9 protein-coding genes, 1 tRNA gene and 2 pseudogenes are annotated in these 13,354 nt (G+C 58.9%); 8 read left to right on the forward strand and 4 right to left on the reverse strand.

Features of this window, described 5'->3' with window-relative positions:
• Positions 1–205: 205 nt before the first annotated feature.
• On the forward strand, positions 206–409 hold the full coding sequence (locus HMPREF2614_RS08645; RefSeq protein WP_005511370.1) for a cold-shock protein: 204 nt from the start codon (positions 206–208) through the stop codon (positions 407–409).
• Positions 410–985: 576 nt separating this feature from the next.
• Here the strand turns inward: HMPREF2614_RS08645 and HMPREF2614_RS08650 are convergent.
• Positions 986–2,332: pseudogene (locus tag HMPREF2614_RS08650) on the reverse strand (IS256 family transposase).
• Positions 2,333–2,387: 55 nt separating this feature from the next.
• Between HMPREF2614_RS08650 and HMPREF2614_RS08655 the strand changes: the two are divergent.
• From HMPREF2614_RS08655 to topA, 3 genes and pseudogenes are all read left to right on the forward strand, one after another.
• Positions 2,388–2,765: pseudogene (locus HMPREF2614_RS08655) on the forward strand (transposase); the annotation flags it as partial.
• Positions 2,766–2,788: 23 nt separating this feature from the next.
• Entirely contained in the window at positions 2,789–3,019 is a 231-nt protein-coding gene (locus tag HMPREF2614_RS10950; protein ID WP_371325820.1) for a transposase, read from the forward strand.
• A gap of 683 nt (positions 3,020–3,702) precedes the next feature.
• A complete protein-coding gene (topA, locus tag HMPREF2614_RS08660; protein WP_070560719.1) occupies positions 3,703–6,663 on the forward strand; it encodes a type I DNA topoisomerase in 2,961 nt (986 codons plus the stop codon).
• A gap of 46 nt (positions 6,664–6,709) precedes the next feature.
• On the opposite strand, the gene HMPREF2614_RS08665 is transcribed toward topA, so the two are convergent.
• Positions 6,710–8,032 (reverse strand): DUF418 domain-containing protein, encoded by a 1,323-nt coding sequence (locus HMPREF2614_RS08665; protein ID WP_371325821.1) that lies wholly within the window; start codon positions 8,030–8,032, stop codon positions 6,710–6,712.
• Between the two features lie 215 nt (positions 8,033–8,247).
• Here HMPREF2614_RS08665 and HMPREF2614_RS08670 point away from each other — a divergent pair, with 215 nt between their 5' ends.
• Together HMPREF2614_RS08670 and HMPREF2614_RS08675 are read left to right on the forward strand one after the other, a co-directional pair.
• Positions 8,248–8,838 carry a DUF2975 domain-containing protein gene (locus tag HMPREF2614_RS08670; protein ID WP_070432002.1) on the forward strand — a complete coding sequence of 197 codons (591 nt, stop codon included), beginning with the start codon at positions 8,248–8,250 and terminating at the stop codon, positions 8,836–8,838.
• Positions 8,839–9,042 carry a helix-turn-helix domain-containing protein gene (locus HMPREF2614_RS08675; protein ID WP_005511351.1) on the forward strand — a complete coding sequence of 68 codons (204 nt, stop codon included), beginning with the start codon at positions 8,839–8,841 and terminating at the stop codon, positions 9,040–9,042.
• A gap of 87 nt (positions 9,043–9,129) precedes the next feature.
• Here the strand turns inward: HMPREF2614_RS08675 and HMPREF2614_RS08680 are convergent, their stop codons facing one another.
• Entirely contained in the window at positions 9,130–10,656 is a 1,527-nt protein-coding gene (locus tag HMPREF2614_RS08680) for an adenylate/guanylate cyclase domain-containing protein (RefSeq protein WP_210384475.1), read from the reverse strand.
• Between the two features lie 82 nt (positions 10,657–10,738).
• On the opposite strand from HMPREF2614_RS08680, the gene HMPREF2614_RS08685 reads away from it, so the two are divergent.
• Together HMPREF2614_RS08685 and HMPREF2614_RS08690 are read left to right on the forward strand one after the other, a co-directional pair.
• Positions 10,739–12,094 carry a DNA polymerase III subunit delta' gene (locus HMPREF2614_RS08685; RefSeq protein ID WP_070560994.1) on the forward strand — a complete coding sequence of 452 codons (1,356 nt, stop codon included), beginning with the start codon at positions 10,739–10,741 and terminating at the stop codon, positions 12,092–12,094.
• A 133-nt stretch (positions 12,095–12,227) separates the two neighbouring features.
• A tRNA-Thr gene (locus HMPREF2614_RS08690) sits at positions 12,228–12,300 on the forward strand.
• A 38-nt stretch (positions 12,301–12,338) separates the two neighbouring features.
• Here the strand turns inward: HMPREF2614_RS08690 and HMPREF2614_RS08695 are convergent.
• On the reverse strand, positions 12,339–13,307 hold the full coding sequence (locus tag HMPREF2614_RS08695) for a hypothetical protein (RefSeq protein ID WP_049180733.1): 969 nt from the start codon (positions 13,305–13,307) through the stop codon (positions 12,339–12,341).
• Between the last annotated feature and the right edge of the window lie 47 nt (positions 13,308–13,354).

Here is a 13,354-nt window from a genome sequence, read left to right on the forward strand (position 1 = left end):
ACGGGGGTGGCAAGGAGCTGTTCCTAATCGGCGCTTGCGCCCCAAACGTGGCAGACTTTTTGAGTGTATCGCCCGCCAAAGGGCACCCAGCAAAAGCCCGCATGAGGTGGAAAGGGTGTTCGGGTCGTGGTCGCCCCATTGTGAGTGGCCAAATGTGTGTGGCGAATACTTGTTTTATCGAATCCTGAAGTTGGGAAGTTTTGTAATGGCACAGGGTACTGTGAAGTGGTTCAACTCGGAGAAGGGCTTCGGGTTTATCGCCCCAGCTGACGGTGGCAACGACGTGTTTGTTCACTACTCCGAGATCCAGGGCACTGGTTTCAAGACGCTGGAAGAGAACCAGGCAGTCGAGTTCGAGATTGGTGAAGGCCAGAAGGGCCCGCAGGCTCTGGACGTGAAGCCTCTGTAAAGCTTAGTAGTTCGGGGCTGAGTTCGGTTCTGAACTGGGCTTTTGTTCAATTTTGCTCGCGGAATTTTTGGCTTTTTCAAGGTTCATGTTGTGTTTATGGGGTGAGCCTTGATTCTCCCACGTGGAAAGTAATTTCTGCGTGGGATTTTTGTGTTTCTGGGGCCCCCTTGAGTTCAGAGGGTCGTTGCAACACTTTCCCTTAGGAGGGTGTTGTTGTGTCTGGGGTTGTCGGCCCGTTTCATTCGTTGTCTGAGTCGGATCGTCGTGGCTTAGTTGCCTTGGTTGGCAGTGGGCGTAGTGTCCGTTCGGCGGCTGGTGAGCTTGGTTGTCATTACGGGCATGCTTTGAATTTTTGCCATGCCTTTGGATTGCCAGTCGTGTTTAAAGCCAAACGAGTTGATCGCCGCGGCAGCCAGGCTTTCCAGCTTGTGGAGCTAGTCCGAAGCGGACTGTCAGTACACCAAGCCGCCAAAAGATGTGGGATGCATCTTACCGCGGCTTATGCCGTAGCTACGGAAGCTGGGTGCCATATCCGGTTAAGTGAGGGTGTCCGATTGTTTGTGTGCGGGGGGTGGTTTACAAGTAGTCCGCGAATCGGTCGGGGTAAGCCACGGCTAGTTGGTTGATGGCTTGTTTCCACCCGGTGGCTTTCGCTCCTTCAATATAGCCGTTGCACTCAATGTTGCGCTTTGCTTTCTTCGCTCGCTGGGCGGCACGCTTGTTCGATGTTGCAGATCATCAGCCACAGCGTTTTCTGCGCCGCGGTATCGTTCGGGAATTGGCCCCTGTTGCGGGTAGCTTTACGCAGTTCAGCATTCAGCGACTCGATTGAATTGGTGGTGTAGAGCACCCGGCGTGCCGCCGGCGGAAACTGCAGAAACGGCACGAACCGCTCCCAGGCGTCGCGCCAGACTTTGACCGACTGGGGGTATTTCCGGCCAAGTTCACTGGCCTCGAAAGCATCCAGGCTGGCACGTGCGGTGTCCTCGTTAGCGGCTGTGTAGACCTCACGCAGCGCGCGGGAGACTGCTTTGCGGTCCTGGTAGGACACCCACCGGTTCGCAGCCCGAATCAGGTGCACAATACAGGTCTGTACCATGGAATTCGGCCAGGTTGCCTCCACGGCTTCCGGCAAGCCTTTGAGCCCGTCGCAGCACACAATGAACACGTCTTGGACACCGCGGTTAGCCAGATCCGCACACACCGATGCCCAGAATGCGGCTCCTTCATTGTCGGCGATCCACAGTCCCAGGAGGTGCTTGATGCCGTCCATGTCGACACCAACCGCCATGTAGCAAGCCTTGTTGACCACGCGGTGGCCGTCACGGATTTTCACGCGTAGCGCGTCGAGGAAGATCACCGGGTAAAACTCGTCGAGCTGGCGGTTTTGCCAGATCATGACCTCGTCTAACACCGCATCGGTAATGGTGCTGATCGTATCCGGGCTCATATCCACCCCAAGGGTGGTCGCGAGGTGATGCTGGATATCGCGCACGGTCATCCCACCGGCGTAGAGCGAGATAATCATGTCGTCGAGTTCTGTGAGCCGACGTGCACCCTTGGGCACCATCCGGGGAGTAAACGTGCCGGCACGATCCCTGGGCACGGTCACCTCAACTGCGCCGTAGCCAGAATTGACGGTCTTGGTGTACGACCCGTTACGGTGATTATTCTCCTGTGCGGTTTCGACCTGGGATTTCGCTTTGCGGTCGGAATGGCCGTAGCCCAAGTGCGCATCCATCTCCGCCTTAAGGCCAGCGTTGATTGATGCTTGCAGCAGGCCTTTGACCAGCTCGCTTGCATCATCAGCGGAGCTCGACAGCTCGCTAATCAAGCTGGCGATTTCAGAATTTTCCATCAGCTTCTCGCTGATCTCGTTGACCCTCGCCGGGTCATGGTTTTCTTCGGTGACACCGTAGTCATTATCGGTGAAACTCCTTCTAGATCAGAGCCTCACACACAAACTTCCTGACACCCTTCTGAATTGGGAGAAAAGTATCCACGCTCAGTCAAGGTCTGGCGAGATGCTTGGGCGCGTTTCGTACCGTTTCTGCAGTTCCCACCAGCGGCCAGAAAAGTAATCTATACGACGAACTCGATTGAATCATTCAACAATGAACTGCGTAAAGCTACCCGCAACAGGGTACAGTTCACCAACGATGAATCAGCGCTCAAGACGCTGTGGCTGATGATCTGCAATATCGAAGACAAACGAGCTGCAAAGAGAGCGAAGCAGGGCAAACGAGTCTCAGCGACAGCCGGCAGACTCATGGAAGGAGCCCGAGTTTCCGGCTGGAAACAAGCCATCAACCAAATGGCCGTGGCCTACCCCGACCGCTTCGACAAATACCTATAAACCTAACCCCACACACAAACAACTTGACACGCTCCTCTCGATCGCCATGGGAACGCGGCAGCAACGAAAACACCAACGGCAGGCTTAAAAGAAACCTTCCCAAAAACAGCGACCTGTCCATCTACAGCGCCGAGGACTTAGAGATGATCGCCAACATTCACAACCACAAACCACGCAAAGCACTCAACTGGCGCACCCCAGCCGAAGTCATGACCAACGCCCTCACACAAACCGGTAGCATCAAACCAAACTAACCATCATCGTTGCAACGACCCCTAGAATCCGCCCCCGGAGTGCGCGACAATCGTGGGGTAATAGGCAAAAGTGTGTCCGATCAGCGTGTCGACCGGCGTGTTGACCGGCGCGACAGCGGGTGGGCGCCTTCGATACTTACCTCAATGCGAGTTGCTGACTGCGCTTACGTCAGCGACGGCGGGTCGATCCAAGTTACTGACTGCGTTTATGTCAAAAATGGCCCGAAAAATGGCCTGAAAGTGTCATAAACTCGCACAGTTTCACATTTGCAGCCCGCAGCACGCGCCCGTTGTGGCCAGCCGCTGACAGTCACTGGGGTGGTCATGGCTAGCCGCAGAGCAGTCGTCGGGCCGGCCACCGGGTATCTCCCTCAACAGCCCCCACAGCAGCCCCTTCAGTCACACCCAAAATCCGCCCGATACTTGAGGATTCCACGCGACAAACTAGATTGTGTGTACGGTATTCCTTATATTCTTTATATTCTTTCCAGATAATCTTCCGGGAGAACGCGGCCGGGAACTGATTTGAACTGATCGGAACCGATTGGAACCGGTTGGAACCGATCGCGGGCTTCTCACAGCTGAAGCCCGGCCAGAGTCCGGCCAAGAACCCCCAAGATTTAAACGAAAACAAGAACCTAAACAGTCAAAAACATTCAACGTTGCAGGATAGAAAAACTTCTATGGCGAATTCAGACGGCCTCAAGCGCCTTGTAATTGTCGAGTCGGCGACGAAAGCTCGCAAGATTCAGCCGTATCTCGGCGATGATTACATCGTGGAGGCGTCGGTGGGCCACATTCGCGACTTGCCCCGTGGCGCAGCCGACGTTCCGGCTCGTTACAAAAAGGAGCCCTGGGCTCGTCTGGGTGTGAATGTCGACAACGGATTCGCCCCATTGTATGTCGTCAGCGCTGATAAGAAGAAGAAAGTCGCCGACCTGAAGGCCAAGCTCAAGGAAGTCGACGAGCTCTATCTCGCAACTGACCCCGACCGTGAGGGCGAGGCCATTGCCTGGCACTTGCTGGAGGTTCTGAAGCCCAAGGTGCCGGTGCGTCGCATGGTGTTCCATGAGATCACCAAGCAGGCCATCTTAGAGGCCGCCGCCAACACCCGTGAGCTGGACCAGAACCTGGTCGACGCCCAAGAGGGTCGCCGTATCCTCGACCGTCTCTACGGCTACGAGGTCTCCCCGGTGCTGTGGAAGAAGGTCATGCCGCGCCTGTCGGCAGGCCGTGTGCAGTCGGTGGCAACGCGCGTCATCGTCGAGCGTGAGCGAGAACGCATGGCGTTTATCTCCGCTGAGTACTGGGATGTCGCCGCAACTTTGGACACCGGTTCGGCTTCTGCTGACGCCAACCAGCCGAAAGAATTCGTCGCAACCCTGACCAGCGTTGATGGTCAGCGCGTAGCGCAGGGCCGAGACTTCGATGACCGTGGCCAGCTGAAGAAGTCCGATGGCATCCGGGTCGTCGATAAGCAGCTCGCCGAAACCCTGGCGGCGGACCTCGTGGGCTCTGAGCTCAAGGTCGCGTCGGTGGAGGAGAAGCCGTACACGCGCCGCCCGTACCCGCCGTTCATGACTTCTACGCTGCAGCAGGAGGCGGGCCGCAAGCTGCATTACACCTCTGAGCGCACGATGCGTGTGGCGCAGCGTCTGTACGAAAACGGTCACATTACCTACATGCGTACCGACTCCACGACGCTGTCCAAGGCCGGTATCGACGCCGCGCGTAAGCAGGCGCTGGAGCTCTACGGCTCGGAGTACGTCGCCGATGCGCCGCGCCAGTACTCGCGCAAGGTGAAGAACTCGCAGGAAGCGCACGAGGCAATTCGTCCGGCTGGCGAGACATTCGCAACGCCGGGGCAGCTGGCGGGATCGCTGGATGCCGAGGAGTTCAAGCTCTACGAACTGATTTGGCAGCGTACCGTCGCCTCGCAGATGGCCGACGCACGCGGCACGTCCATGAAGGTCACCATCGCCGGCGCCACCGACACGCACGCCGTCGAGTTCGCCTCCACTGGACGCACGATTCGCTTCCCGGGCTTCCTCAAGGCATACGTCGAGGTCTCCGCGCTTTCCGACGGCCGCAAGGTCGCCGACAACGCTGAGAAGCGTCTGCCACAGTTGACGGAAGGCCAGGGCCTGACGGCCACGGACTTCAGTGCCGACAGCCACTCCACCAACCCGCCTGCGCGCTTCACCGAGGCCAGCTTGGTGAAGAAGATGGAGGACCTGGGAATTGGTCGTCCGTCGACATACGCGTCGATTATCAAGACCATTCAGGATCGCGGCTACGTCTACTCCCGCGGCAACGCTCTGGTGCCCTCGTGGGTGGCCTTTGCCGTGGTGGGGCTGATGGAGGAAGCATTCTCCGATCTGGTCAACTACGACTTCACCTCCGAGCTGGAGGATGAGCTCGACGGCATTGCCGCGGGCAACAAGGATCGCACGACCTGGCTGACCGGTTTCTACTTCGGTGATGACAAGGATCACCGCCACAAGGGAGCCGACGCCATTGCGACCCACGGTGGTCTGAAGAACATCATCGACGTGAACTTGGAATCGATTGATGCTCGGAAGGTCAATTCGCTCCACCTCTTCGACGATGCCGAGGGCAACCCGATCATCGTTCGCGTTGGCCGCTATGGACCGTACCTGGAGCGCACTCGCCCGGGTGCCGGTGACAACGGTGCCGACGAGGTGCAGCGCGCCAACATCCCGGAGGCCATGACTCCGGACGAGCTGGATCTGGCCGCCGCCGAGAAGCTGCTGGCCATGCCGCAGGGTGGTCGTGAGCTGGGCATTAACCCGGCCAATGGTCGCATGATTGTTGCTCGCGATGGCCGCTACGGCCCCTACGTCACCGAGCTGGTCACCGATGAAGAGCGCGAAGGTGTCGTAGCCAAGGCTGAGGAGATCATCGCAGCTGAGCGCGCCGAAGAGGACGCTCAGCGCGCTGCCGAGGGCAAGCGAAAGAAGAACTGGGAAACCAAGACCGCTGCCAAGCAGAAGGAAAAGCGCACCGCGGAAATCATCGAGGAAACTCTGAAGCCGAAGACGGCCTCGCTGTTTTCCTCCATGGAGCCGTCGACTGTCACGTTGGAAGAGGCTCTGAAGCTGATGAGCCTGCCGCGCGAGGTCGGTGTCGACCCGGTCGATAACGAGGTTATTACTGCTCAGAATGGCCGTTACGGTCCGTACCTGAAGAAGGGCACGGACTCGCGTTCACTGGCTAACGAAGAGCAGATTTTCACCGTGACATTGGACGAGGCTCGTCGTATCTACGCTGAGCCGAAGCGCCGCGGTCGTGCTGCTGCGAAGCCGCCACTGAAGCAGCTGGGCGACAACGATGTCTCCGGCCGCCCGATGTCGGTGAAGGATGGCCGCTTCGGTCCGTACGTCACCGATGGTGTCACCAATGCTTCGTTGCGCAAGGGTGATACGCCTGAGACGCTGACCGATGCCCGTGCCTGCGAGCTGCTGTCTGAGCGTCGTGCGAAGGAAGCTGCCGATGGTGGTACCAAGAAGGCCGCGAAAAAGTCGACTCGCAAGAGCACGAAGAAGGCTGCCAAGAAGACCACTAGGAAGGCGGTCAAGCGCACCACCAAGCGAGTGGTGAAGGCGACCCGCCGGGGCAAGTAGCGCATTGACCGTTAGCTGCGGCAGGGGCTAAATGGGTGCAGAGCACTTAAGCTGCCGCCGCGCCCGCCACACCTGGCGTGCCCGCCGCACCCGGCGCCTCCTGCGGAGTTGGTTTGGGGCCACCGACCCCGGTCAGCTCCGCCCGCATCGTCGGCCCGTACGACAGCCGGCGATGCACCTTCTCAAACGGCCCCTGCATGCCGCGACGCTCCATCGCCCACGCGGCCAACAGGGTCACCAACCAGACGCCTACAGCGATGAGGGTTTGCACGAACGCGCCCATGTTGCGCGGGATGTTCAGAGTAAACGGGTAAACCAGCACAAAGAAGATCACCGACTGCATCAGGTAGCCCGTCATCGAACGCTTGCCGAGCGCCACAATCGGTACCAGCCAACCAGGCACAGCGGCGCCCTCGTTCAAGCGTCGCTGGAGCGGCTGCAGCGCCAACGCCAGCCCGGCTAGGATGCCAGGACCGGCGAACACTCCGGCAAAGTTATTAATTACCAAGAAGGCCATGTGCTGTCCGGCTGGAAGAACTCCAATCGCTGCCAACCCCATAGGGATTCCGACACCGAAGGCGACAATCACGGCCACCACGAGCCACCGAATAAGCAGGGGGCGGTGCGCGTCAACGTCGTCAAGCACGCCCTTGCGAGCCCATACGAAGCCGATCATCATCACCGGCAGGTAGAGGAACAGCTGCAGCGGCAGGGTAGTGATGCTCATTGTCAGGACCTGGAGGTTCGCGGCGAGCATATCCAGGTAACTCGTTTCAATTGCACCGCCGTTGACGAACTCGCTCATGTCGGAGCCGACGAACTCGGCGTCGGGCATCGCAATTACGAATCCCAAAAACAGCAGGCTCAGTGCAGCGTTGATCGTCAGCGCAATCCACGCGAGAATCGTCAGCACCTTGTTGCTAAGCCCCATAAGCAGCCCCAGGATGATGCCGCAGATGCCGTAGAGAAACATGATGTCGCCAAAGAACAGAAGCAGCATGTGCGCGATGCCGAACAGCCCCAGGAACGCATATCGCTTTACGACGACCACCCGCGTCCGCGACCGTGGAAAGTTCCTCCTGGCCAAACTGCGGACAATGAGTCCGACACCGAAGCCGAGCAGCGTTGCGAACATCGGCAGCCCGCGGCTATGTGCGGTCACAGCGGTAAACAGCACGGTGGCCTTGTCGGCGATGCTGTCGTTTATGACGCCTCCGAAGAATGCTGCGGGCAGTTCGGGATCTGCCACCAGCCAGGCGGTGGCAATGTTCGCGATAGCGATGCCGAGGAGCGCGAACCCACGCGCAGCGTCGGGAACGAGCATGCGAGGTCTGGGGTTGGTGCTAGAACTGGGGCGGTTGTCAGTCATTCCTCCAACGTAAAGGCAACGTGGGGTGGCTCGCAGCCGGTGGATGGATATGTGCGAGTTTTCTTGGGGCGTGCGCGTTGCTGGCGGTTTCGCGAAACCGTTGCAGCATATCGATTAGCGATATAGTATCGAAAATCGATACATCGAATTACGATATATTCACAGCGACCATGGCAATCGCGCCTCGCTGAGGTGCAGTAAGGGAGTCAAACCTCATGACAACGCCGAATCCCAAGAAGCTCAACGACCCATATCTCGACCCAGCTAAAGAGCGTCGAGATGTCATTGCTGGTGCGTTCGTCGGCGTGATTGCGCTGGTGTTTATCCTCATCCAGCTGCGCAATCCAGTCCTTCACCAGCAATTTCCCAGTGACCTGACCTTGCTCCTGCCCGATGTTGTGGAAAGCAGCAGGGGCGTTCCCGCAGAGGTGATGAGCGGTGGTGCGCTCGCCTTCTTTATTGCGGCAACTGCCGTGCGTTGTGGCATCGTCGCAGCAATCGCCGTGCTGATCGTGATGTTTTCGCGGTCGTACTTGAAAGGCGACTTTTTCACGCTCCGCACAGCGCGACGTGTGACGGCCATCGGCTGGTTGGCGGTGGTCTACCCGGTGTCAGAGTTTCTGCAGCTCATGGGCGAAAACTGGGTGGCAAGTGATCTATATTTGACTGATTGGTTCCTGCGTGATCACTCCGGTTTCAACCAGCACGTGGGAATTTGGTTCGTTCTCGTGATGGTCATCTCCACTCTCGGAGTTATGTTGTTCCGAGCCGCGCGAATGCAGGAAGACCAGGAAGGGCTCATTTAAATGGCGAAGGTTGTGTGCCACTTGGATGAGCTACTGGAAAGCCGCGGTATGACGCTCGCAGCCCTTTCCGAACAGGTCGGGGTCACACCGGTCAACCTCTCAGTGCTCAAAAACAACAGGGCGAAAGCCGTGCGCTTCACGACGCTCACTATGTTGTGTGAAGCCCTGGACTGCCAGCCAGGGGATTTATTCTCGGTGGAGTAAGTGCGCTCGCCGTCTGAGAAGTCTAGGGATGCTAGGCGTCCAACGAGCACAGCATGAGCACAGCGAGACCAACGAGTCCGCTGCTCCCTAGGCCTCGTCGGCAAGCGTCGGGCGCACCGGGCGCGCAAGCTGCGTCATGTGCGTGCGGCCGCGCAACTCCACGGACTTCAGGGTGGTCCAGCGAGCCTGCTCGTCCTCGTTGGCCAGGCGGATAGTGGAAGCCGTGGCGAGCACGCGGCCTGGGGTATCCTTAGCCAACTCAGTCAAACGGGCAGCCTGGTTAACCGCGTCACCAATAACCGTGTATTCAAAACGGTCGCGGGCACCGATGTGGCCGGCGACGACGTGGCCGGCGGAGACGCCGATTCCGGCAGTGAGTTGGAGGTCGAGCAGTTCCTCGCGTAGTTCACGGGCTGCGGTGAGGGCGTGACCGGCCGTGTCGTCGAGGGGTAGGGGAGCGCCGAAGACAGCAAGAGCCGCGTCACCCTGGAACTTGTTGATAATGCCCTTATTGCGGTGCACACAGTCAACAACGTGGTCGAAGAAGGCATTGAGTTCGCGGACAACGACCTCTGGCGAGTTCTTCTCCGCGAAGTTGGTCGAGCCAATTACATCCACAAACAGCACCGCGACCAGGCGATTCTCGCCGCCCAAAGTTGGCTTTTCTTCCAGAGCCTTGCGGGCGACCTCAGATCCGACGTAACGGCCAAAGAGGTCACGCACCCGCTGGCGCTCCTGCAAGCCACGCATCATTTCATTGAAGCCCGCTTGGAGGACACCCATCTCGGAGCCGTCGTAAATAGGCACGCGCGTATCCACCTGGCCCTGGCGGACCTTGTTAATTGCACCCGTGAGATCCCGAATCGGGTCAACGATGGACATGCTGGCCAGCATCGTGCCGAAATAGCCGGTGATCAGAGCCAAAACTGCCAACGCGGTAATCGTAGGCAGGAGGTCCGCCGCATCATCTGTAAACATGCCACGGCGCTGACCGAGCAGCACAAGTAAAATCGCTACCACGGGAACACCGCTGGTCAACACCCATGTCTGGCGCAGGCGGTGACCAATCGGTGGCTCCAGCGAGGAATCCGGAGCCCGACGCGCCAGCGCCTCCACAGCGACCGGACGCACCATGCGCTCCGCAATCAGATAGGTCAACAGCGCCACCATGGCGCCACCGAGTACCGAGGTGAGCAGCACCATCATGCCAATCTTGCTGTCATAGGTGAACGCGACCGCGCTGAAGACAATCACGCCCAAAGACCAGATGACGGTACCCAAAAGTGCCTGGTAGACGGGCACGCGCATGACCAGATATCGTACCCGCCGCGGATCGTGCATATCCGGATGACGCTGCCATTTCACCAGCGGTTTGAACAGGATCCAGGTAGTGCCGATACCTGCGATAATTGCCAGAACCAGGTACCCAGCCAGGGCATAAATGACACTATTAGCCAACCGTGGCAAGTGAGTTTCTTGGTTCAGTGGCAACAGCATGCCGAGGAACAAGCCGACAATCATGGCTCCGACAAGGTTGCAGACGAAGATAAATGAGGCATAAGCAGGCCACATTGTCCCGCTTAGCCATTTCAGATTTCGCCAGAGCCGTTGCATGACTACTACCTTAGTGGCAACCCCGGATTGCAGGGAGTAGTTACCTCACAAGAGTCTTGTGGGGCGCGCTAGAGTTGTGGCCATGACAGAGCCCATGACAGAGCGCAGCGTGTTTTCTCGTATGCCCGAAACCGGCGGGGTTCGCCAGCGGCTGCAGGCTGCTGTGCGCGCTGCGCATTATCGCTTTGCCAATGGTCAACCGCTGGCAGGCGATGGGGCGGAGGTTTCGCCGGAAGGTGGGGACGCGGGGTCGTCGTTAAGCGATGTGCCACGCGACTCGGACATGACGCACGCCTGGCTGTTCACTGGCCCTGCGGGGTCGGGGCGGTCGGTGACGGCGACGGCGTTTGCGGCGGCGCTGCTGTGCACGCGACATGACAACCCCGGATGTGGCGAATGTGAGGGCTGCCGGACGGCGCTGGCGGGAACGCATGGCGACATCAAAATCGTGCGCCCGGAGGGCACCATTATCTCGGTGGCGACGGTGAGGGACGAGCTGCGGCCCTGGGCTTACAAGATGCCCACGACGGCGGATTGCCGCGTGCTGATCATCGAAGACGCCGACCGGCTCAACGAATCCGCCTCAAATGCGCTGCTCAAGGTGGTGGAAGAGCCGCCTCTGCGCACCGTCATCATCATGTGCGCACCAACGACGAACGCGGAGGATTTCTCCGTTACGCTCCGTTCGCGCTGCCGCCATGTCTATGTGCCGACGCCGCATATCGACGATGTCACAAACCTCCTGCGCGCCGAGCGGCCAGAGCTTACCGACGAGCAAGCGGTCTGGGCCGCGACGGTGTCCAACGGTCACATTGGGCGTGCGCGTGGCTTTGTCTCCGATGAGGGCTCGCGTGCTTGGCGGGGTAAGGCCCTGGATTTCGTGGAGGCTGTGTTCGATCCGGCGAAGTCGTACGTGGCGGCGCGTGAGCTGGCCAACGAAGTAGCAGGCGAGGTCAAGCGGCGGATGGAGCCACTAGAGGCTGAGGAGCTGGAGAACCTCGAGCGCTCACTGGGCGTAGGTGCGTCCGGCAAGGGTGCGCAGGCGGCACTGCGCGGCTCTAAGGGGGTTATCAAGGAGCTGGAGGAAAATCAGAAGCGGCGGCGCAGGCGCGCGGAGTCAGATCTGATCGACCTGTCGTTGACCGACATTATGGGGCTTTACCGTGACGCCCTGGTGCTGGCGTTTGGGGCGGAACGTTCTGGGCCGGCTTCTGGCGCTGATTCCGAGTTTGGGGATGGCTCCGTCTACCTCATAAATCCAGACCGTCGTCGGACAGCCACGGAGCTAGCCCGACGCCTTTCGCCGGAGGCGATATTGGCCTCCATTGATGCTGTCACCGAGGTGCGCGGCATGCTCGTGACTGCAGTGAAGTTGACGGTCTTGATGGATGAATTGATGGCTAAATTGCAGATCGCGGGGCAGGTTGGCCGCAGGTAATCCGGGAGAAGCTCCCAATTTAGCGGACTGTAGGCCCCATTTTGGTAGCGATGGGGGCGTGCAGTAGTATTACCGCTTGTACATTTTGTGCAGGGTTATTTCTGCTTGCTTGAAAGCTCGGCGCAATGTGCGTGCCGCCTTAGCTCAGTCGGTAGAGCGTCTCACTCGTAATGAGAAGGTCGCGAGTTCGATTCTCGCAGGCGGCTCGGTGTGAAACGGGATCCTTTTAAAGGGGTCCCGTTTTTTATTTTTTGGAACGATCAAACATGAGTAGAGCAAATCCAGCGGCAACCCAGACGATGAGAACCCACCACGCTGCCCCAGCACCGTTGCCATCGAAAAATGACAGTGACCTGACTAGGTAGCCAGTCGCCCCAATGGGCATCCACTGGCCAAGGGTGGACCAACCGGCCGGAAGCAGCCAGGGGCCGGTGGACAGTCCAGAGAGCGGGTTCGCCAAGAAAATCGTCAAAATGGCGCCGATGCCCACACCGGGAGTGCCAATAATGGCCGCGAGCCCGGCGGTAAGCATTGAGGTAGCCAGGATTCCCAGAGAAATTGCCAGCCATTCCATGCCGAAGCTGCCCGAAAGCGTGCCGTAGACAGAGTGGAGCATCCACGTTGCCACGAGAGCCCCGAAGACTGCGATGCCAGTGAGGACGCTCAGTTTCGTCCACTTCTTACCGCGGAAAAGGAAGGTGGCTATAACTGCTGAAATGATACCGCCGAAAGCCAGCGGCAAGCCGAGGAGCGCGACACCGGAAGCTTGTGGGTCATCCTGGGTGGTTGGAGCCAAATCCTCCCGCTCTACAGGGATGTTTTGAGACTCGAGGGTCGTCGCAATGCCGTCGATAAGCTGCGAGTAAGGTGCGCCGTTGCCTGAAGCGGTGTAGGCGGTAGCGCCCGTCGGGGAAATGACGATGCCGCCAACAGTTTCGCGATTGAGGATTGACTCGCGTACGGCATCAGGAGTGTCCATCACCTGGATGTCAGGAGCATTGTCGCCAGCTTTGTGCTCGATGGCTTGGGTGATTTGTTCGGACATTGGGGCGGGGGCAGTCAGCGCAATGGGGACATCCTTCGGGCCGGAGGCAAATGTCGGTGCCAGGAACGCGAAGAGCATGAGCCCGATGACGAGCGGAATACCGAAGATCACGGCTACTGCTTTGGGGGCGGGTGAGGCTTTTTTCGTCTCAGTCGTAGCTGTTGACATGGCCTATCTCCTAACTAGAGCAGAGTGTTTCACTTACAAAGTGGGGC

Source organism: Corynebacterium sp. HMSC074C11 (assembly GCF_001809455.1).
GTDB lineage: Bacteria > Actinomycetota > Actinomycetes > Mycobacteriales > Mycobacteriaceae > Corynebacterium > Corynebacterium amycolatum.